Source organism: Nocardia sp. MDA0666 (genome assembly GCF_003023875.1).
GTDB classification, from domain to species: domain Bacteria; phylum Actinomycetota; class Actinomycetes; order Mycobacteriales; family Mycobacteriaceae; genus Nocardia; species Nocardia aobensis.
On record NZ_PYHT01000001.1, the window covers coordinates 907885 to 928316 of the forward strand.

A 20432-nucleotide genomic window follows, 5' to 3' on the forward strand; every position below is an offset into this window, starting at 1 on the left:
GATGCGAAGGTGAACATCCCCTTCCGGCGCAGGCTCCGCACTCCCGCCCGCCCCCATCAGCGCACCGACCTGGCCGCGACCGAATCGTCGACCTTCCATGCCGAAGCCAAGGCGTCCAGCAATCCGCGCTCGAGCCACCGCGCTTCCTGATTGTCGGTCCGACGAGGCCGCAGGCCGGCATGCACCATCTCCACGAAACGCCGACGCCCGACTCCGAAGGAGACCAGCAACTCACCGGCGCCGGCACCGCCGAACGGTGCCCAGCGGATCGCGAAGTCGATCACCGGCCGCAGATCGACATCGACCGCCCGCGCCGAATACAGATAGTCCAACTGGCTCAACGAGGAGCGAACCCAGGACGAGTCATAGGTCACTCGTGGCGCTGCGCCGGTGAGTTCGCCCCGGGCGCGCGCCCGCTGCTTCGACGGCCGCTGCGCTGCGGGCGCGGCGCCGGAACGACTTCGCTGTCGATTCTGTGCGTGGTTCATGAGCGTCCTCGAGCGAGAGTGCCTGGTTCGTCGCTTCCAGCTTCCTTTCCATACGCATGATCAGCGACGGGGGAACTACCTACTCGCATACCTGTTCTCGTTCGATCGGGTGGCGGTCAGAGCGGGAGCTTCTGGTCCGAAGCGGTAACCTTTCAACATCGTCGAAGCGCGCAACGAGCTCTCACGCCTCGGACCGGGCGGCCTTCGTGCTTCTGGTCGACTCCGCTGCTTCACGGAGCTTGAACTTCTGGATCTTGCCGGTGGGCGTGGTGGGGAAGGACGCGACGAAATGGACTTCGTCCGGGACCATGAATTTCGGTGCACGCATCGCGACATGGTTCTTGATCTGACTCACAGTCAAGTCCGCCCCGGGTGAAGGCAAGACGTATGCGACGACGTCCTGCTCGGTGTTGCTGGATGCAACTCCGACCACCGCGCACTCGACAACCATTGGGTGCGAACGGATTTCGGATTCGACCTCGAACGATGAGATGTTCTCTCCACGTTTGCGCAAAGCGTCCTTCAGCCGATCGACGAAGTGGTAGTTGCCGTGTTCGTCCACGGCGAAGCTGTCGCCGCTGTGGTGCCAGCCGTCGACGATGAGTTTCGCGGTAGCCGCGGGATCCCTGTGGTAACGGAGCAACAGGACCCCGCCGCAGTCGTGGCGGACGCAGAGTTCGCCGGGTGTACCCGGCGGTGCCTCGGTACCGTCTTCGCGCAGGAGGCGCACGGTGAATCCGTCGACGGGCCTGCCGACGCCGGTAGAATTCGAGACGGCCGACCCGGGCGAGGGTGCGAGGGGAAGATTGACCTCCGTGGACGCATAGCAGGTGGTCACCGCGACCCCGAATTTTCGCCGGAACACGTCGAGCTCGTCGATCAAGGGCACGACGATCATGCGTTCCAGTGTGTTGTCCACGGCGGCCGGATCGTCAGGCGCCCCGTGCAGGAACTGGGCCATCGCACCCAGCAGGAACGTCTTCGTGGCTCTGACGTCGCGGCAGTCCGTCCAGAACTGCGACACGCTGAATTTCGGGGTGAGGACGCAGGTCGCGCCGCGCTGTAGGCAGGCGTACAGCGCCGCCCATTGCCCGGCGATATGAAACAGGGGCAGCGGCGCGAAGTAGATGTCGTCGTCGGAGAGTTCGAGAATTTCGGCGGCGTTGTGGGCGTACTCGAACGCGTGACGCTCGGAGATCACCCCGCCTTTCGCACGCCCGGTCGTGCCAGAGGTGTACATGATCGCCACCTCGTCCAGTTCGGAGCGATCGATCGGATCGCCCGGTGCATCCAGGTGCACCGGGCGGACACCCGGATCGGGAACCGCTAGCGCATGATCGGCGTCGACGACCAAGATCGTGCGCAGGGTCTCGGGCCGGACATCGAGGACACGGTCCAGGAAGCGCGACGAGGTGACGATCGCTCGCCCGCCGGAGTGAGTCAGGATGTGGCGCAACATCTCGCCCCGGTACTCGGTGTTGACAGGGACGGAGACCAGACCCCCCAACCCTGCGCCGACCGTTACCTGGGGAAAGGCAATCCCATTGTCCAGCATGACGAGGAGCGCGTCGCCGACGTGCAGCCCGGCTTCCTGGAACTGCCCCAGGAATTGCAGTGCGGTGCGATGCAACTGTTCGAAGGTGATCGTCTCGCCGCGGAATCTCACTGCTGTCTTGTCCGGCCACAGGGTGGCGGCACGGGTCATGACGGCGCCGAGGGTGCGGTGCTGATTCGGTCGGGTCATCGCCTTTTCTCCGCTGTGATGTGCTCGCTCGTGCTCCGGTGGGTCCCGGGGCATGGATGTCCGCCGACGATCAGTCGGCGGGCTCGCCCAGCGGAAGCATCACGTGCTTGGTCCGGGTGTAGTCGTCGAGGGCGTAGATCGAGTTGTCCCTGCCGTAGCCGGATTTGCCGAAGCCGACCCATGGCATTTCGGTGGTGAAGGCCAAATGTGTGTTGGCCCATACCGATCCGAAGTCGAGGCCCTCGATCATTCGCAGCGCCCGCTGCTGATCGCTGGTCCATACCGAGGCAGCGAGCCCGTAGTCCACGTCGTTGGCCTTGGACAGGGCCTCGGACTCGGTGGTGAAAGTTTCCACCGAGATCACCGGTCCGAACACTTCCTCACGCGCCATCGGGGTCCCCGCCGCGACGTCCGTGATGACGGTGGCGGGGTAGAAGAATCCGGGGCGGTCGGGAATGAAGCCACCGGTCGCGACCTTGGCTCCATCGCTGCGCGCCTGGTCGACCATCGCGGCGATGCGGTCGCGCTGCATGGCTCCGATCACCGGCCCGAGCTGCACACCGTCCTCTGCGCAGGGGTCGCCCGTGACGAGCGACTCCGCGCCGGCGACGAGCTTCTCGACGACGATCTCGTGAACCTCATGGTGACAGACCACCCGCGTGGCGGCACCGCAGTCCTGACCGGCGTTGGTGTACCCGGTCGCGATCAGTGTCTCGACCAACGCATCGAGGTCCGCGTCCGGGAACACCACCACCGGTGCCTTCCCACCGAGTTCGAGGTGCACCCTCTTGACGCCCGGGGCGCTGTCCCGCGCGACGGCCTGACCGGAGGCAAGGCTGCCGGTCAGCGCCATCATGTCGATTCCGGGATGCCGAGCGAGGGCGCCGCCGATCTCGGAGCCGCGGCCGATGATCACATTCAGCACACCTGGCGGCAGCACGTCGCCGGCCAGCTCCATCAGGACCAGCAGCGAAAACGGTGTCAGCTGAGACGGTTTCAGGACCATCGTGTTGCCGGCGGCCAGAATCGGCGCGATCTTCCATCCGGCCATCATCAGCGGGAAGTTCCACGGGGTTACCGCACCGACCACACCGACCGGCTCGCGCCGGATGTAGGAGAGCATGCCCGACACGTACTCACCGGCTGCGGGTGTCTGTGCCGTGCGGGCAGCGCCGGCCATGAATCGCAGGCAGTCGGATACGACCGGGATTTCCTCGAGGGCGGCGGCCAGCGGCTTGCCACCGTTGATCGATTCGATCGCGGCCAGCAGCTCGGTGTTGTCGTCGACGATATCGGCGATCGCGAACAGGATCTCGGCACGAGCTCCCGGTGTGCGGCGTCGCCACCCCGGTAGCGCCGCCCGGGCGGCTGCTACCGCGGCATCGAGCTCGGCTGCGGTGCCGTTGGCGAAGGTGCCCAGCACTTCCTCTGTCGACGGGTTGACGACCGAGATGTCTTCTGCGCCTTCCGCACTGTGGAACTGTCCCCCGATGAAGTGGGTGCGCGGCACATTTCGAATGCGCCGCTGCGCCGCGGCGATGACCTGGGGCGTGATCATGGTGATCTCCTAACCGATTGGGACAGTTATTGACTGGGCTGGCTCAGCGGGGCGTCGGCGCTGCGTGCAGTGGCGGGCAGCCGCGCCGCCCGCATCCGCTCCGCGACCTCGAGCGCATCTCCCGATGGCGCCGTTGACCGGCCCCACGGTCGCGCGACGACCATGTACCCGAGCCCGGAGACGATGACGACGACCAGGCCGGCCACTACGATCCATCTGTCGAGGAAGGCCAGGTCACCGCTGCCGGGGCGGGCAAGGATCAGGATCGCTGCGACTCCCCACATCAACGCGAGGACATTGACGCCGAATCCGGCTCGGCCCAGACGCCAATCACCGGCCGGCCGCCAGCCTTTGAACCGCATCCGCAATGCGGCGAAGGTGACCATATGGAAGCAGATGTAGATGCCGCAGACAGCGAACGCGGTGAACCGGGGCAGACTGTTCGGCGCGATCAGAACGAATACCGACAAGGCCACAGGTGCCGCACATGCGAACAACATCGCCACCCGCGGCGTGCCATGCTTCGACAGCCGCGACAGGTACGTACTGCCCGGCAGCATCTCGTCGCGGGCGAAGGCGAAAACCAGTCGGCTCAACGCCGCTTCCAGTGAGAGGACGCACGAGAGGAACGCGGTCAGAGTGACCATGAGAAACACCTTGGTGCCCCATGGTCCGACCGTGCCGTCGAGTATCGCCGATACGGGGTCGGTGGTGATGGTGCCGTCCACGATCGATTGCAGATCGGGCGCGGCGAGGATGAAGCCGAGGAAGGCCATGCCGGCCGACACCAGGCCACAGAGCACCGTGAGGATCATCGCCCGGGGAATGGTGCGCCCGGGACGCCGCACCTCCTCGGCCACATCACCGCACGCCTCGAATCCGTAGAACAAGAACAATCCGGTCAGTGCGGCCAGTAGGAAGGTCGACGAATACGGTGCACCGCCACCGGTGCCCATCGCGTGGAAGAAGACGCTGACGGAGTTGTGCCGCTGGAAGGCCAGCAGATAGAGGCCGTACCCGATCACTCCGACGATCTCGGCATAGAAGCCGATACGGGCTACTGCCCCAAGTGTTTTCGTCCCTCCCATGTTCATGGCCAGCGCGAGCAGCAGCAGACCGATCACAATGAGGAATCCCTGCGTGTTCGACGGGACGAACCCGAAAAGACTGCCGACGTAGGGCACCGCGAACTGCGTGAAGGACGTGATCGTGACGATCAACGCGCACAAGTAGATCCACGCGGCCAGCCACGCGTACCGCTTGCCCCACAGCCGACGGGCCCACGGATAGATGCCGCCGGTGATCGGGTACTGGGACACCACCTCGCCGAAGACCAGCGCGACGAGGAGCTGTCCGGCAGCGACGATCGGCAGCCACCAGATCGAGGGAGGTCCCGCGGTCATCAGACCGAAGGGCATGAGAGCCGCGATCGCGCCGAGCGGGGACATATAGGTGAAGCCGAGCGACAGCGTTTCGACCACACCCATCGATCGGGTGAAATAAGTCGAGTCGCCCTCGGCTGTGATTTCGCGCGAGTGCCGCGCTGCTTTGTTGTTGTTCATCGGATCAGTTGTTCATCGGATCAGTACGTGATGATCGTGCGGCCCGCTTGCCGGGCGCCCATCGCCGCGAACGCGTCGTTGATGTCGTGAATCGTGGCGTGGCGCGAGATGAGCTGGTCGAGGTCGAGCTTGCCCCGCATGTACAGGTCGACCAGACGCGGGAAATCCAGTGCCGGATGGCAGGATCCGTAGTTGCTGCCGATCAGCGACTTCTCCCGATCGGACATGAGCATCGGCGCGATCTCGATCGTGACGCCGTCGGCGGACTGGCCGACGACCACGGTGGTGCCGCCGGGTCTGGTCAGTTCGTAGGCCATCTCCAGCGTCGGCTTGAGGCCGATGACCTCGAACGCCCAATCGACGCCGTCGTTGCCGACGATCGCACGAACGCGGTCCGGGACCGATTGGTGGCCGGGGTTGATCGTCGACGTGGCGCCCAGCGATTTCGCCCGTTCGAGGGACTCGTCGCTGAGGTCGACGGCGATGATCTCACCCGCGGAGACCAGTGCCGCGCCCATCACCGCGGACAAACCCACACCTCCGCAACCGATGATCAGGACGCTGTCACCGGGACGGACATTCGCGGTCTTGGTGACCGCGCCGACGCCGGTGGCCACCGCACAGCCGATCAGGGCGACTTTATCGAGCGGAGCGTCCTTGCGGATCGGCACAGCGCCGCTGGCGGGCACGACAACTCTATCCGCGAAGGAGCCGGTGGTGAGGTAGGAGTACACGGTCTCGCCGTTGCGTGAGAGCCGAGAAGTGCCGTCGGCCATCACGTTCGCGTATGCCGTCTCCTGGACCTGCGGGCACAGCGCCGGCCGGCCGGACCGACAGTAGGAACAGTGTCCGCAGTAGGGCACCCAGGACAAGACGACATGGTCGCCCACCTCGACGGTGGAGACACCCGGGCCGATCTTCTCGACCACACCCGCTCCCTCGTGTCCCAGGACCAGCGGGCCTTTCGCTTCCCACTCGCCTTTGACGACATGGAAGTCACTGTGGCAGACGCCGCTGGCCACAAGACGGACGAGAACTTCCCCGGCCTTGGGATCTTCGAGCTCGAGCTCTTCGATGGTCATCTCCCGCCCGACGGCTTCGAAGACCGCAGCTGTCACCTTCATCTGTATACCTCTGTCTCGCTTCAGTTCTCGGTTTCCGGCAACCCGTGCGGGTAGCGCTTGTGCCAATCGGCGGGAGTCAGGGCGTAGAACCCCCGGGTGCCCGGGGTGCCCTCGTAGACGACGCGGGCGCCCTTGGCGATGGTCACGACCGCACCCGCGGGTGCGGTGATGGATTCGCCGCCCTCGACATGCAGGGTCAGCTCGCCGGAGATCACGACGATGATCTCCTCGTAGGGCAGCCGCCAAGGGTCGGTCTTGCCGCCGTTGTCGAATCGAATGAAGCCGCCGCCGAGATCGTCGAGACCTTTTCGGACAGTGCACAATTCGACCGTCATCGGGCCGTTGTCGAAGGTGTACTTCGCCTCGGCCGGGGCCAGGTTCACCGTGGCTTGGGACATATTCACTCCTCGGGATAGGACCACTACTGGGTGGTGTAGCCGCCGTCGACGTAGAGGGCCTGACCGGTCATGAAGTCCGAGGCTCGCGAGGACAAGTACACGGCGCTGCCGACGAAATCACTGGTCTGCCCCCAGCGCCCCATCGGGGTCTGACGCACGACCCAGCGGTTGCCCGCTTCGTCGGCGTGCATGTGGGCCGTCATTTCGGTGACGACGAACCCCGGGCACAGCGCGTTGACCTGGACCCCCTTGCGGGCCCACTCGATGGCGAGCGCCTTGGTCAGCCCGACGACGGCGTGCTTGGACATGACGTAGGCGGTGTTGTCGCGCACGCCGACGGCGCCCAACACGGACGCGATATTGATGATCTTCCCGTGGCCACCGGCTGCCTGCAGGTGTCGGCCGGCGACCTTCGACAGCAGCCAGACCGATCTGGCGTTGAGGTCATTGACGCGCTGCCACGTCTCCAGGTCGGTGTCCTCGATCGCCGAATCGTGGTCGTCGGCGGCGTTGTTCACCAGCACATCCAGACCACCGAGCTCGGCGGCCACGGCCTCGACCGTCTCCTCGACACTGCGTGGATCGCGCAGGTCCACCGCGCGCACCACGGCGGGCGCTCCGCCGGCTTCCTTGATCAACGCCGCGGTTTCGGCCAGGCCCTCCTCGCTGCGGGCCACGCACGCGACGGTGGCGCCGAAGCCGGCCAGTCCGACGGCGAGCGCTCGCCCGAGCCCCTTGGAGGCGCCGGTGATCAGAATTCGCCGATTCGTGAGGTCGAAGATCCCGCGGCCGACCTCGGACGCGGTCAGGGCTTCGCTTACAGGCATCGTTTTCGTTCTCCGTTCGAATGTGGTTGCGCGGCGTTACTTGTCGGCGAACTCCGACGCGCCCTTGGCCGCGTCAGGACCCAGTTCGGCCTCGATGGCCGCGCCGATCTCGAACTCGAGCGAGGACTCGAAGCTCGCCTGCAGGCCCCGGTTCACCAACGATTTCGCCGCTCCCAGTGCCCAGCTGGACTTTTCGCGCAGCTCGCCGATGATCTGTTCGACCGCCTCATCGAGCGCGTCGAGTGGGTGGACCTCGGTGAGCAGTCCCCAGTGCAGTGCTTCCTCGGCAGATATCGGTCGGCCCAGCAGGAACAGCTGCTTCGCCCGCACCGGGCCGACAGTGCGCGGCAAGAGGTTGGTAAACCCATTGGTGACCACTCGCCCGACCGACGCTTCGGTGAACTGGAACCTCGTGTCCTGCGCCGCGATCACGATGTCGCCGCTCAGGGCGATTTCCGCACCGCCGCCGATGGCGTAACCGTGGACCTGGGTGATGATCGGGACCCGGCAGTCGCGCATTGCGGTAGCCACGCGCTGCATACGTTCTGCCACCGCACGAGCGGACACGGTGTCGAGCGGGCCCGCGTCGGCGGCATCCTTCAGATCATGGCCACTGCAGAACGCGCGGCCCTCCCCGTGGATGACGATCGCGATCGCGCCGGCGGGAACGGCGGTGATCCGGTCGTGCAGGGCATCGAGCATGTCATCGCTGAGGGCGTTGAGACGCCGCGGGCGATTCAGGGTCAGGCGGTACACGCCGTCGACGAACCGGTCGACGAGATCAGGAGTAGTCATGATGGAACCTTCTGTGGAAAAACGGAATTGACGCGTGGCGCGAGGAACAGCCCGGTCTCAGGCGAGAGCGCGCGCGATGGCATCGGTGACCCGCGCCACGGCGGCACGACTGGCGGGGCTGATCTTGGTCATGGAGATGTATCCGTGGACCAGACCGCTCTCACGCAACAGCCGAGTCGGGACGCCGGCATCGCGAAGCCGTCCGGCGTATGCGATCGCCTCGTCCCGCAGCGGGTCGAACCCGGCCACAGTGACCAGAGCGGGCGGCAGACCGGTGAAATCGTCGTACAGCAGCGGCGATACGCGCGGGTCGGCGTGGTCGGCGTGCCTGGGCACATAGTGGTCGGAGAACCATTGGATCTGTTTGGTGGTCAGCGCGGGGTTGTCCCGGAACTCACGATGCGAGTCGCGCTCGGTCGTCAGGTCGGTGACCGGATACATCAGCACCTGAAGCGCGGGTTGGACTGCGCTGCCACGCAACTGATGCGTGAGAACCGCACAGAGATTCGCTCCTGCACTGTCTCCGAGCAAGACGATCCGCTCCGGGGTGTGCCCCCACACCGGCGCCTGCGCAACCACGTAGCGCCAAGCGGTCATCGCGTCCTCGACCGCCGCTGGGAACGGGTCCTCGGGGGCCAGCCGGTATTCCACCGAGACGACATCCACCCCGCCGCGCAGGGCGATCAGTCGTGCGGGGCCGTCATAGGAGGTCCGGCTGCCGAGCACGAACCCGCCGCCGTGGAAGAACAGCACCACGCCTCGGGACTGCGCACCGGCGCGATAGCGGGTGGCGCGTAGTCCATTCCCCAGTTCCAGATCCTCTTCGATTGCGAACCGGGGAAAAGTCTCCGCGTAGATACGGCCCTCGGCTTCCACGAACTCCCGGGCGTCGGCGACGCTGCCATCGCTGAAGTCCGCGCCCGCCTGCTGCGCGACCTTCATGATGGCGGCGATCTCCGGCGCCATTTCGTCGCCGGCGGCATTGACCGGCGGCGGGGCCACCCGGGACAGCACCGGTCGCGGCAGCCGTCCGAGCGCGATGAACAGCGCGCGCTGGAGGCGTTCGGCCGTCGACAAAGCCAGGGGATGCAGCGGAACGGTGTCTGCGGACGTGATCGACGCCATGGTCATCCCTTCGAATTCGCGGCCGAGGTCCGCTTGCGCGCTCGGGCCGCGGTCGTCGGCCGACCACCGGTGCCCGGCAGCCGCTCGGTGGCCGTCTTTTCTTTCTTTTCTTTGTCGAGGTTCAATTCGCGTTCGAGGCGCGAACTGAATTGGAGGTTCTCGTCGATGAGAGAGGCGCGCAGCATCTTTCGGTCCTCGAGGAAGACCGTCTTCATCTGCCACGGGTCGGCGTCGCCTTGCTTGGGCAGAAATGCCTTGGCGCGCTGCATGTATCCGGAATCGAGATCGAGGATCGAGCGGCTTGCCTTCACCGATTCGGCCACCGGCACAACGGTGTCGTAGCCGTGGGTGTCCATGTGGCGCAACAGCTCGCAGAAACTGCGGCCGAGTAGGCCGATCTTCAGTGTCCATGACGATTTCGTGTACCCGATCGCCATCATCCAGTTGGGGACGCCCGAGAGCAGCATGCCGCGGTAGGCGACCGAGGTCGCGAGATCGACCGGACGACCGTCGACCGTCAGCTCGATGCCGCCGAAGAACCTCATGCTGAGTCCGGTGGCAGTCACGATCACGTCGGCCTCGAGTTCGGTGCCGGACTCGAGCAGGATTCCGCGCTTGGTGAACCGCACGATCTTGTCGGTGACCACCGACGCTCTCCCCTCCCGAATCGCGGTGAAGAAGTCACCGTCGGGCGCCAAACACAGGCGCTGATCCCACGGGTCGTAGGGCGGGTTGAAATGGCGGTCGACGTCGAAGCCCGCGGGCAGCTCCTTGGTGTTCAGATAGCGGATCAGCTTGCGGCCCGTGCGCGGGAATCGCGTCAGGAACTTCACGATCGCCCAATCGCTCCACACGTTCTTGGCACGGGTCAGCAGATAGCCGCGCCGCTCACCGAACACCTTGGTCAAAGTCAGTGCCAGCGAGTCGATTCGGGGATACGACAGCAGATACGTCGGGGTACGCTGCAGCATCGTGGCGTGGGCGGCAGCACCGGCGCCGGTCACCAGAGCGGGGATGAGCGTGATCGCCGTGGCCCCGCTGCCGATCACCACGACCTTCTTGCCCGAATAGTCGTAGCCCTCCGGCCAGTGCTGCGGATGGATGATGTCCCCGGCGAAATCCTGGCGGCCCTCGAACTCCGGCGTGTAGCCCTCGTCGTATCGGTAATACCCCGTCGCACCGAAGACCCAGCGCGCCTTGACCATTCGACGCGTGACGGCTTCGCCGTCGGTGGATTCCACGGTCAGGGTCCACTCGGCGTCATCGCTGACCCAATCGGCCGCGACAACCTTCTGGCGGAACTGAATCACCTTGCCGAGATCGTATTCCTCGACGGTTTCCCGCAGATAGTCACGGATAAGAGCGCCATCGGCGATTGCCGTCTCATGCCGCCAGCTCTTGAACTCGTAGGCGAAGGTGTGCAGATCCGAGTCGGATCGGATACCGGGATAACGGAAAAGGTCCCAGGTCCCTCCGATATCGTCGCGGGCTTCGAGCAGCGCGAGCGACTTTGTCGGGAAGGCCTCCGTGATGTATCGGGCAGCGCCGATACCGGAGATCCCGCCGCCGATAATGACAATGTCGTATCGCTCCGCCGCGATTGCCGGAGTGTCCATTCTCAGTCCTCCTGGGCGTGGGTTCGGCGAAAGGTTGATGGCGATCACTGTCGACGCACAGACGTTGCTCACGCCATAACGTGTTGCATCGTCTTGCCGGCGGCCGTGGTGCATGTTGAACCGCCGATCGGGAAAGCCACAGGTAGATCCTCGGACCACGCGGATCCGTCACCGACCAGGGTGCAATGTGCACCGCCTCAGCGGCGATCGTGTTGAGGGTTGCCGTAGAACAATCAAAGCCTCCGGACCGAGAGTGAGACCTGCACCACATTGCACGGAGGTTGCGTTCGAATGTGACGCGGCACCCGTCGGAGAACGAAAGACAGGATCACTACAGATGAACCCCACTGCTATCCCAGCACTACGGCGAGTGCCCGCCGCGACTCCGATCAGCGAGATCCTCGCTGTCGTCGAGGAGGACGGCGGGGTCATCATCGAGGGGCTGCTCTCAGCGGACCAGATCGCCCGGTTCAATGCCGATATCGACAACGATCTCGCGAACCTCGCGCCCGGAGGCACTCATACCGACGAGATCGCCAAGGAATTCCACGGCGCCAACACCAAGCGGCTGACCAACCTGGTCACCCGCAGCAAGACCTTCCGTGAGGAGATCATCGACCACGATCTGGTCCACAACCTGTGCGACGCGGTGTTCCTGGAAGAGTCCGGGACCTACTGGATGACGACGGCGCAGGTCATCGAGATCGGCCCCGGCAACAGGGCGCAGATGCTGCATCGCGACCTGGAGAACTGGTACCCGTTCGTCGGCATGGGGCCGCAGGGACCGGAGGTCGTCCTCAACTTCTTGATCGCCCTGACCGAGTTCACCGAGCAGAACGGTGCCACGCGGGTCATCCCGGGCAGCAACCACTGGCCCGACTTCGAAGACCGCGGCACCCCCGAACAGACGGTGCCGGCCGTGATGAGGCCCGGCGATGCCCTCTTCTTCAGCGGCAAGACCGTGCACGGCGGTGGCGCGAACATCACCACCGACGAGCATCGGCGCGCAGTGGGTTTCGCCTTCAATCCCGGCTTCCTCGTCGGTGAGGAGGCCTACCCCTTCCTGGTCGATCGCGACCTCGCCCGGTCCCTCCCGCCGCGAGTGCAGGGCGTGCTCGGGTTCCGATCGCAGTATCCCAAGGGAACGCCCGGGCTGTGGATGGTCAACTACGAGGAACTCGGCGACTACCTCGACGCGCAGTAACCCGGCCACCGCAGCCGACACCGCTCGCGGACGCGTCCGAGCCGACCGCAGGCTTCGGGCGCTCCGGGCACGCCTGCGAACGCATGCCGCGTTCCGCTACTCCCGCAACAACTTTCAGCACGAAGGACCATACCCATGTCCGGTTTTCGCCGAGGCATCCGGCTCGTTTCGGATTCCCGTTCCACTGCCCGACCGAGGAGCCGACGATGAGCCACGAACCGATCGAACCGACGGCGCCCGCGCTCTCAGGAGCGAACAGCGGCGAAGCGAACGGCGGGCGGCTCAGTCGTTCGGCGCTCGTCTCGCTCTCGTTGGCGACATTTTTCCCCGCAGTCTCCTTGGCGATGGTGCCATTCCTCGTCTTCACCACCAGCGGTACCTCCGCCTGGCAGGCTTCGCTGCTCGCCACGATCGCGGTGATCTGCATCGGCCGCGCCGTCATCGTCTTCGCACGTCGGTACGTCGCGTCCGGCTCCTTGTATTCCTATGTCGGCGAAGTCTTCGGACCGTGGGCGCGCTACGTGACGGCGGCCTCGCTGTTCGCCGGATTCGTCGTCGGGATCGCCGCTCTGGCGGCGGTGGTCGGCGTATTCACCGGAAGCTTTCTGTACGCGCGGGGTCTCCACGAGGCATTGCATTTCAACACCCAGGTCATTGTTTTCGGCGCCGCGCTCCTGGTCGCCGCCTTCGTGGCCTTCCGAGGTCTGGACACCTCGGTGATCATCGCGGTCGTCCTCACCGTGCTCGCGCTACCCCTCATCATCGTCATCACGGTGGCGAGCGCGATGCACACCGGACTCGATCTGAGCCGTCAGTTCAACTTCACCGATTTCCATCTCGGCCATACCTTGCAAGGCATCGCGGTCGGCGCGGCATTCCTGGTCGGCTTCGAAAGCTGCGCCGCGCTGGCCACCGAGACCCGAGACCCGAAACGCAATGTTCCGATGGCCATCATGGCGGTGCCCGTCGTGCTCGGTGGACTCTTCCCGATTGTCACGATCCTTCAGGTCCCCGGCCTCACCGCCGCGTCCGACGAGCTGGCCGCCGGTGTCTCCGCTCCGGCCGCGCTGGCCATTCAGGCCGGTTTGGGGACAACGGTCGCCTCGGCCACCGATCTGGTCCTGGCCGTCGCCTCGTTCGCTTCGCTCGTCGGGTTCATCAACTACGGCGGACGCTTCGCGATGGCCCTCGCTGAGGGCGGCCTGTTGCCGGCGGCGCTGGCTCGGCTGCATCCGAAGCACGGGAGCCCCTATATCGCGGTCGGTCTGATGGCGCTGCTCAGCTTCACCACTATCGCTGGAATGCTGCTCTGGACCGGCGATATCGTCTCCGCATACACACCGAACGCCACGCTGCTGGTCTATCTGTGGGTGATTCCGTACATCATCATTTGCGTCGGCGCGATTGTTCTGACTATCCGGCTCGGCGAATTCCGCCCGCTGTTGTGGATCGCGGCGGCTATTGGCGCCGCGACGATGATCTGGGCCTACATCAACGGCATCATCAATCCGCCTGCGCCTCCGGCAGATTCGATGATTTGGGTGGCCGGCATAGCCATCGTCGCGGTGCTGGCGGTTTTCGGCTTGACCCCGCGTCGCGCACATCGCCCCAATTCACCGGACACCGACGAGACCGGAGCATCGGTCACACAATCGATCTGAGTTATTGCTCAGATGACGAAATAATCGAACCTCCGGCCGCTGCGACATACCTTCTAGTAAGGTCGCTCACACGGATATCCCAGCTCACCGCGGGCTGGGATATCCCGCATTGTCGGCCCGGGCGCCTCGGCATGGCGCCGATGCAGTGGAAGTAATGACCTGACTTGGAAGAAATCTGGCCCACGCCCTCGCCACGTGTTCGTGAACTGATCAGCGCGATGGCGGAGGACCTACTCGCCCGCTCCCAAGAGATCCTGGAGCGTCTGTGGGCCGCGTCGCTGGCCGATCCGGAGTATCGGGTGATCGCCGATGATCCCGGACTCGCCGAGGCCGACCGGCGACTCAACACCGCGAACCTCCGGCAGTGGCTGGTTTCGAACATACAGCGGCCCGGCCTGAGAGTGCCGACCTACGCGAGCCCGGAAACACTCGTCTACGCCCGCGATGTCGTGCTGCGCGGTCTCACCACCGATGATCTGCATTCGTGGCGGTCCGGGCAGCGCGTGGCGTGGCACTGGTGGCTCGACGCCTGTTTCAAAGCCACAAGCGATCTGGCAGAACTGCGTGAACTGATCGAGGTTTCGGCGAACTCGCTGACCACCTTCGTCGACGACTCCATCGCGGCGATGACCGCCAATATCGAGGAAGTCCGCAACGAGCTCGCCGGCGGAGCACAATTGCAGCGCTACGCCACCGTCGAGCTGCTGCTTCAAGGAGCTCCTATCGAACGCCCACGGGCGGAAGCACAGCTCGGCTACGCCTTGACCGGCAAGCATGTCGCGGCGATCATCTGGGGCGATTCCGAGGAGGACGCGACGCGGCTCGAATCCGCGGCCGAACAGGTAATGCGGGTCTGCGGCGCCCGTCAGCGATTGACCGTGGTCGCGGGTACCACAGCGATATGGCTGTGGATGCCGCTGGCGGCGGTTCCACCGGTGGATGAAGTGCTCGCTCGGCTGAAAGGGCTCAAAGGCGCTCGCGTCGCGTTCGGCCGCGCGGCCCCCGACATCGCGGGGTTTCGCCGCACCCATATGGACGCGGCCGCCGCACAGCGACTGCTGTCGCGGCTCGGATCCCACCTGCGCGTCGTCCGATACGAGGACGTGCAGCTCGCCGACCTGTTGTCGACGAATACCGCTCTCGCTGATCAGTTCATCTCCGACGTGCTCGGCGACCTCGCCACCGCCGATCCGGTGCTGCATCAAACGACGCTGACATTCGTCAGGGAGGGCTTCAATCGCTCGAGCACCGCGGAGCAACTGTTCACACACCGCAACACCATCGATCGACGCCTTGCTCGTGTCGATGAGCTGCTGCCCAAGCCGCTCGCCGAGGATCCGGCGAGCGTCGTGGCCGCATTGACCGTTCTCAAGATCAAGAACGCCCGCTGAACTCGGAAACCGCTGGCAGCCGGTCGATTTCAGCGAGCATGACAGGCCCACGGGTGCAATCTGCACCGCATTGTGGCCGATCGTGCACAGCGTTGCTGTAGTCGGCCGAATCCCTCTCGACGCACAGTAGCCAGACCCCATCGACCTTCGAGCCGACGCGCCACTACGCCCGGGCTCGAAGGTTCGGGGCTCGCTCGAGGTGCGCCGCGACGCTGCGGCGGGAAGGTACCGAGAATTATGAACAGCTCTGTGACCGTAATGGGACTCGGGAACATGGGCGCGGCGCTCGCGGCGCGATTCCTCGTCTCCGGGGTCGCCACCACTGTGTGGAATCGAACCGCGTCGAAAGCCGCTTCGCTGTCCGAGGCAGGGGCCCATGTCGCCCTCGACCCCGAGGAGGCGCTGTGGCGATCCGCTGTGTGCGTGGTCTGCGTCGAAGACTATTCCCAGGTGCGCGATCTGTTGAGCCGCGGGGTCGGCCGCGGTGAAAACTTTCATGGCCGGACCATCGTCAATCTCACCTGGGGAACCGTTCCCGAGGCACGCGATGCCCGCGATTGGGTCGAAATGTACGGCGGGCGTTATCTGGACGGCGCGATCCTGGACTACCCCGCGAATATGGGACCGAATGCGCTGGTGCTCTATTCCGGCGACAAGGCCGCCTTCGACGAGCATGCCGAACTCCTCAGCGCCATCGCGAGGCCACGCTTCGAAGGCGCCGATCCCGCAGCGGCGAACGCACTCGGCATGGCCGGCGCGCTGTTCCACAACATCGCGGTGGCCGGGTTCTACGAGGCGGCCGCCTACGCGGCCCAGCACGGGATCGCGGCTCGGACGCTGTTCGACCTGACTGCGGAGATCGGATTCGATCTCTGCGCACGGGCTTTCAGCGACGGGCTCACTCGCATCGAATCCGACGACTATCACACCGACCAGTCGACCATCGGAATCCATTTCGACACGACCCTGGTTCAAGAGGCGGGATTCGCCGAGATCGGCCAGGCAGGCACGCTCAACAAAGTTGTCCGCGACATCCTCGAATCCGCGATCAGTGCCGGGGAGGGCGGCCTCGCCATGTCGGCGCTCTATCGCCGTTTCCTCCAGATCCATTGATTCGCTAGCGATTTGTTCAATCCCGAAGCGGCGTGGGCACGACAGCAGCGGCTGCCGTGCCCACGCGTTCGATGCTGAATCAGCCGACGGTCGGCGCCGGAACCGGTGCCGCGGGGGGTGCCTGCAAGGTGTTGTACATCTGCACGGCGCTGGCGATGCCCACCGGGATTCCCAGCAGCGCGGCACCGGTCACGCCACCGATGCCGGCACCGACACTGGCGCCGACGATGCAGCCGAACAGCGCGGCCGGGGCAGCGATCGGACCGGTCGGCAGCGCTACGACCCCGCCGGTCGCGGCACCTGCGAGACAGCCGACGCCCAGCCCGACGACGCCGCCGGCGAGAGTCCCGACTCCGACCGCCAGGCCGAACTGCGTCGCGGCGACCGCCAAAGCCCCGTTGAAGTCGGCCGTGGCATCGACATTCTCGAGTGCCGGGTGAGTGACGACGGTTCCTGGGTTCGAGTCGGCGCCGGGAGTGACCATCCCGGCGGGGTCGGTTTCCTGCGATGAATTCGCGTCCGAGTCCGGCGGCGTCGTCAGCGGGGTCCCTGCGACGAATCCGCCCTGGCCGTCGCGCACTTCGAATGCGCCGTTCCGGGTCGTCAACGAACCGAATGGTGTATTCACGACCGCGGAATTATCGACGATATTGCCCGTGTACTGAATCCCGGGCGCGATTCCGACCTGAATCACTTCTCCCGGTACGGCTGCCTCCGGCTCAGCGGCCCGCGCGGTGGCACTGGCGAAGGCGACGGCACCGGTCGCCAAGGCGACGGTTGCCATGAATCGAGTGGATTTCACTTTCTTCCCTTTTCTCTGATTACATTTCATTCGGAAGGACATGATCGGATTGGACTGTGGCGTGGGTCTCAATCTGCTCGCCGAGGGCAGTACCGGACTACCTCAATTTGCAGCAGGTGATTTTTCTCTTCGGTGCACATTGCACTTGCGCACGTTCTTCGAGAAAAGTCACACTCGGATCGGGAGGCCAACCGCCTCGGAGACAGGCGGAGATTTCACGAAATGAATCAAATGGAAACAGAATTGCTGGAATTCGCGGTGGCGTGGGCCCCCTACGGCGGCAATGACGACGAAGCCTTCGTCCGATTCGGTCTCAGCTCCGTCCAATTCCACGCAAGGCTGCTGAGACTGCTGCACGGCCCGGCCGCACATGTGCTCACCCACGCCACCTGTGCCGCACTCCACAGGCAATGCTCGGACCGGCTGCGCCACGTGCGGTACGAAAACGACCGGCCCGCGTAGGCGCACCACGCAGGCCGGTCGACGTAGGGTCACGCGCGGTCGCTAGGAGCGAACAACCCTCTGCCGCAGTTCCTTTCGGAGGACCTTTCCCGCCGTGGACTCGGGTATCTCGCCCACGAACTCGACGCAGCGGACCTTGTGTACGGTGCGACCTGATGCGCGACGAAAGCACGATCGGCCAGCCACTCGAACTGATGTCTGCTGCCCGGCCGGCGATCGCCAGCCCCAGATCGCTGGGGACCGCGTGGCTCACCGGACTCAGTTCGGTCATGCCGAAACCCTGCATGACCGTGGTACCGAGGCGGTGCGCCACCGCACTGCCCAGTTCCCGGTCGGCTCGCGCCTTCAAAGCCGAGTTCAACAGCACAGTCATCCACCGTCGATCAACGCGATCTCGTCCAGTTCCACGTCGGTGATACCGCCGACCAAGCAACCGAAGACATCCCCGCCGCGGATATCGACATCCGGAAATGGACTACCAAAGCTCACGGTTTTCTCCACCGAGGTCACAGCTAGATCTGTAGGGCGGCATGTCGAGCCTCGTAGATACTCTGCTCGATGCCGCGTGGTGCGTAGGCGTCACCGATGAGGTCCACGCGAAAGCCGTTGCCCTGCAACCGGTGATACAAGCCGTCCCGCGCGACCGGTGGACCGATCCATACCAGCGCGTCCAGATCGCCGATCCGCGTTTCATTCTTGGCAAAGCCGACCTTGACCAGAAGCGCCTCGGATTCGACGCCGATCACCTGCGTGATCGGATGGAACTCGACGCCTGCCTCGACAAGCTTTTCGTATTCGATTCGCCAGTTCGTCATCTCGAGCGCGCTGCCGGGGTACGGAGTCGGGGACACGTAGACAACATCGGCGCCACGTTGCGCCAGAGCATGGGACAGGCTGATGCCCTGCCAGTCACCGAAACTGTCGTAGACCGCGATGCGACCGTCGAATGTCTTGGTAGACAGCACATCCGCCGCTTCGATTGTCCTCAGGGCGCCACCGGCGAAGGGGTTCGCGGGCAGGTACGACCCCGTTGCCACGGCGACCACATCGGGGCTCAGAGCATGGACACTCTCGACCGATGCGGTTGTGTCCGTGTGGAACTCGACGCCGTTCTCGAGGCACTGCTGATGCAGCCAGTCGGTAATCGAAGACAGCTCGGAGCGGGTCGGAGCTTGGGAAGCGGTGAGTGCCTGGCCTCCGATCTTCGACTGCTCGACCACGGTGACCTCATGGCCTCGCCAGGAGGCAACACGGGCGTATTCCAGACCGGCGGGACCGGCACCGACTACTACCACCTTGCGCGGCTCGGCTGAGGTACCGACGCTCTCGGAGAGGTCTCCCTCATGACCAACGGCAGGGTTGTGAATACACCGGATACCGCGACCTTGATCGAGACGCTGCAGGCAGTTCATCGCACCGACGCACGGCCGAATCTGGTGTACGCGCCCGGTCCGCGACTTCTCGGGCAGGAACGGATCCGCGATCAGCGCCCGCACCATGGTGACCGCGTCGCAACTGCCCGCCTCGAGCATTTCCTCGGCCGTGCGAGGGTGGTTTACGCGCCCCACCAGGAAGGTCGGTATATCCAGGACGGCCTTGATCGAGCGGCCATAGCGTTGCCACACACCTGGCGGGAAAGTCATGTTCGGAACATTTCGGGCAGTGTTCATGGCGTCGGAATAGCGCCCCATCGTGAGTGAGACGTAATCGAGCAGCCCCCAGGAACCGACGGTGCCGATGATCTCGGCAGAGTCCATGACCCCGGGATCGTCCGCGTCGAGCCCGGTGGCGGTCATTCGCGCACCGATCGCCACCCCGGGACCGACGGCGTCCCGGACGGATCGAAGAATCAACTCGCCGAAGCGGAGCCTATTCTCGAGCGGTCCGCCCCAATCGTCGGTTCGTTGATTCGTTCTCGGCGAGATGAACTGCTCGACAAGATTTCCATGCCCGAAGTGGATCTCGACCGTGGAGACGCCCGCCTCGCCACAACGCCTCGCCGCCGCACCGAAAGCATCGACGATGGCCAGGATTTCGCCTTCGACCAAAGCGTGCGGCACCCGCCAGCCCGCATGAAAGTAGTCGGCGGCGACCGCGGACGGCCCGACATAGACGTCGGTGCCCCGGCCTTCGTAGCTGCCCTGACTGCCAGGGTGGTACAGCTCCACACCGTAGTGGGCGTCGAATTCGCCCACTGCCGCTACGACTTCGGCGTACTGGGGAATGATCTCGTCTGAGACATTGTGCAGGTCAAGGTATCCCGGCACGACCGAGGTCGCCTGCGACATGATGAGAGCCGCGCCACCACGCGCCCGTTCCCGGTGGTACTCGACGAGTTGAGGCGAGTAGCCCTTGTCTCGAGCGAATCCAGTCTGGTGAGGAGCATTGACGATGCGATTCTTCAAGGTCAGCGGTCCGACCTCGAGCGGTGAAAACAGAAGTGGGAACTCGGTCATCGCTTGTTCTATTCCTTCTCCTCAGCTGAAGGGCTGCGCCCCGGCCCCGGCGACCCGGGTCCGGGACGATGGACCAGCCGGGATTCGATCGTCGAAACCTGCTGGC

Annotated in this window: 17 protein-coding genes; 5 read left to right on the plus strand and 12 right to left on the minus strand. The window is 64.9% G+C overall.

The window, feature by feature from the left end; genetic code table 11:
- Positions 1 to 56: 56 nt before the first annotated feature.
- From C8258_RS32190 to C8258_RS04345, 10 genes are all read right to left on the minus strand, one after another.
- Positions 57 to 488 carry a hypothetical protein gene (locus tag C8258_RS32190; RefSeq protein WP_146161158.1) on the minus strand — a complete coding sequence of 144 codons (432 nt, stop codon included), beginning with the start codon at positions 486 to 488 and terminating at the stop codon, positions 57 to 59.
- Between the two features lie 181 nt (positions 489 to 669).
- On the minus strand, positions 670 to 2193 hold the full coding sequence (locus tag C8258_RS04305) for an AMP-binding protein (protein ID WP_233224855.1): 1524 nt from the start codon (positions 2191 to 2193) through the stop codon (positions 670 to 672).
- A gap of 109 nt (positions 2194 to 2302) precedes the next feature.
- Positions 2303 to 3790 (minus strand): aldehyde dehydrogenase family protein, encoded by a 1488-nt coding sequence (locus C8258_RS04310; protein ID WP_106953928.1) that lies wholly within the window; start codon positions 3788 to 3790, stop codon positions 2303 to 2305.
- A gap of 26 nt (positions 3791 to 3816) precedes the next feature.
- Positions 3817 to 5277 carry an APC family permease gene (locus C8258_RS04315; protein WP_199195560.1) on the minus strand — a complete coding sequence of 487 codons (1461 nt, stop codon included), beginning with the start codon at positions 5275 to 5277 and terminating at the stop codon, positions 3817 to 3819.
- Between the two features lie 95 nt (positions 5278 to 5372).
- Positions 5373 to 6476 (minus strand): Zn-dependent alcohol dehydrogenase, encoded by a 1104-nt coding sequence (locus C8258_RS04320; protein WP_106953930.1) that lies wholly within the window; start codon positions 6474 to 6476, stop codon positions 5373 to 5375.
- A 20-nt stretch (positions 6477 to 6496) separates the two neighbouring features.
- A complete protein-coding gene (locus C8258_RS04325) occupies positions 6497 to 6874 on the minus strand; it encodes a cupin domain-containing protein (RefSeq protein WP_106953931.1) in 378 nt (125 codons plus the stop codon).
- 23 nt (positions 6875 to 6897) lie between these two features.
- Entirely contained in the window at positions 6898 to 7701 is an 804-nt protein-coding gene (locus tag C8258_RS04330) for an SDR family NAD(P)-dependent oxidoreductase (RefSeq protein WP_106953932.1), read from the minus strand.
- Positions 7702 to 7737: 36 nt separating this feature from the next.
- On the minus strand, positions 7738 to 8457 hold the full coding sequence (locus C8258_RS04335) for an enoyl-CoA hydratase/isomerase family protein (protein ID WP_158271218.1): 720 nt from the start codon (positions 8455 to 8457) through the stop codon (positions 7738 to 7740).
- 96 nt (positions 8458 to 8553) lie between these two features.
- On the minus strand, positions 8554 to 9621 hold the full coding sequence (locus tag C8258_RS04340; RefSeq protein ID WP_106954067.1) for an alpha/beta hydrolase: 1068 nt from the start codon (positions 9619 to 9621) through the stop codon (positions 8554 to 8556).
- A gap of 2 nt (positions 9622 to 9623) precedes the next feature.
- Positions 9624 to 11237, minus strand: coding sequence for an NAD(P)/FAD-dependent oxidoreductase (locus C8258_RS04345; protein ID WP_106953934.1), 1614 nt, complete (start codon positions 11235 to 11237; stop codon positions 9624 to 9626).
- 337 nt (positions 11238 to 11574) lie between these two features.
- On the opposite strand from C8258_RS04345, the gene C8258_RS04350 reads away from it, so the two are divergent.
- The 4 genes from C8258_RS04350 to C8258_RS04365 all read left to right on the plus strand — a co-directional run bounded on the left by C8258_RS04350 (position 11575) and on the right by C8258_RS04365 (position 16606).
- Positions 11575 to 12441 (plus strand): phytanoyl-CoA dioxygenase family protein, encoded by an 867-nt coding sequence (locus C8258_RS04350; RefSeq protein WP_094027663.1) that lies wholly within the window; start codon positions 11575 to 11577, stop codon positions 12439 to 12441.
- Between the two features lie 206 nt (positions 12442 to 12647).
- A complete protein-coding gene (locus tag C8258_RS04355; protein WP_106953935.1) occupies positions 12648 to 14102 on the plus strand; it encodes an APC family permease in 1455 nt (484 codons plus the stop codon).
- A gap of 218 nt (positions 14103 to 14320) precedes the next feature.
- Positions 14321 to 15493, plus strand: a complete 1173-nt coding sequence (locus C8258_RS04360; RefSeq protein ID WP_106953936.1) for a CdaR family transcriptional regulator — start codon at positions 14321 to 14323, stop codon at positions 15491 to 15493.
- Between the two features lie 237 nt (positions 15494 to 15730).
- Positions 15731 to 16606, plus strand: coding sequence for an NAD(P)-dependent oxidoreductase (locus C8258_RS04365; RefSeq protein ID WP_106953937.1), 876 nt, complete (start codon positions 15731 to 15733; stop codon positions 16604 to 16606).
- A gap of 79 nt (positions 16607 to 16685) precedes the next feature.
- On the opposite strand, the gene C8258_RS04370 is transcribed toward C8258_RS04365, so the two are convergent.
- Complete coding sequence (locus C8258_RS04370) at positions 16686 to 17390, minus strand: hypothetical protein (protein WP_106953938.1); 705 nt, start codon at positions 17388 to 17390, stop codon at positions 16686 to 16688.
- Positions 17391 to 17639: 249 nt separating this feature from the next.
- Between C8258_RS04370 and C8258_RS04375 the strand changes: the two genes are divergently transcribed.
- Entirely contained in the window at positions 17640 to 17870 is a 231-nt protein-coding gene (locus tag C8258_RS04375; protein ID WP_158271220.1) for a DUF3263 domain-containing protein, read from the plus strand.
- Between the two features lie 512 nt (positions 17871 to 18382).
- Here the strand turns inward: C8258_RS04375 and C8258_RS04385 are convergent.
- Entirely contained in the window at positions 18383 to 20326 is a 1944-nt protein-coding gene (locus C8258_RS04385; RefSeq protein WP_106953941.1) for an FAD-dependent oxidoreductase, read from the minus strand.
- Positions 20327 to 20432: the final 106 nt, after the last annotated feature.

Excerpts from the sequence above, each read along its gene's own strand:
- C8258_RS04345 (WP_106953934.1), bottom strand. The coding sequence starts at position 11,237 with ATGGACACTCCGGCAATCGCGGCGGAGCGATACGACATTGTCATTATC.
- C8258_RS04375 (WP_158271220.1), top strand. The coding sequence starts at position 17,640 with ATGGAAACAGAATTGCTGGAATTCGCGGTGGCGTGGGCCCCCTACGGC.
- C8258_RS04370 (WP_106953938.1), bottom strand. The coding sequence starts at position 17,390 with ATGGCAACCGTCGCCTTGGCGACCGGTGCCGTCGCCTTCGCCAGTGCC.
- C8258_RS04325 (WP_106953931.1), bottom strand. The coding sequence starts at position 6,874 with ATGTCCCAAGCCACGGTGAACCTGGCCCCGGCCGAGGCGAAGTACACC.
- C8258_RS04340 (WP_106954067.1), bottom strand. The coding sequence starts at position 9,621 with ATGGCGTCGATCACGTCCGCAGACACCGTTCCGCTGCATCCCCTGGCT.
- C8258_RS04360 (WP_106953936.1), top strand. The coding sequence starts at position 14,321 with ATGGCGGAGGACCTACTCGCCCGCTCCCAAGAGATCCTGGAGCGTCTG.
- C8258_RS04365 (WP_106953937.1), top strand. The coding sequence starts at position 15,731 with ATGAACAGCTCTGTGACCGTAATGGGACTCGGGAACATGGGCGCGGCG.
- C8258_RS04330 (WP_106953932.1), bottom strand. The coding sequence starts at position 7,701 with ATGCCTGTAAGCGAAGCCCTGACCGCGTCCGAGGTCGGCCGCGGGATC.
- C8258_RS04315 (WP_199195560.1), bottom strand. The coding sequence starts at position 5,277 with ATGGGTGTGGTCGAAACGCTGTCGCTCGGCTTCACCTATATGTCCCCG.
- C8258_RS04320 (WP_106953930.1), bottom strand. The coding sequence starts at position 6,476 with ATGAAGGTGACAGCTGCGGTCTTCGAAGCCGTCGGGCGGGAGATGACC.
- C8258_RS04385 (WP_106953941.1), bottom strand. The coding sequence starts at position 20,326 with ATGACCGAGTTCCCACTTCTGTTTTCACCGCTCGAGGTCGGACCGCTG.
- C8258_RS04350 (WP_094027663.1), top strand. The coding sequence starts at position 11,575 with ATGAACCCCACTGCTATCCCAGCACTACGGCGAGTGCCCGCCGCGACT.
- C8258_RS32190 (WP_146161158.1), bottom strand. The coding sequence starts at position 488 with ATGAACCACGCACAGAATCGACAGCGAAGTCGTTCCGGCGCCGCGCCC.
- C8258_RS04355 (WP_106953935.1), top strand. The coding sequence starts at position 12,648 with ATGAGCCACGAACCGATCGAACCGACGGCGCCCGCGCTCTCAGGAGCG.
- C8258_RS04310 (WP_106953928.1), bottom strand. The coding sequence starts at position 3,790 with ATGATCACGCCCCAGGTCATCGCCGCGGCGCAGCGGCGCATTCGAAAT.
- C8258_RS04305 (WP_233224855.1), bottom strand. The coding sequence starts at position 2,193 with ATGACCCGTGCCGCCACCCTGTGGCCGGACAAGACAGCAGTGAGATTC.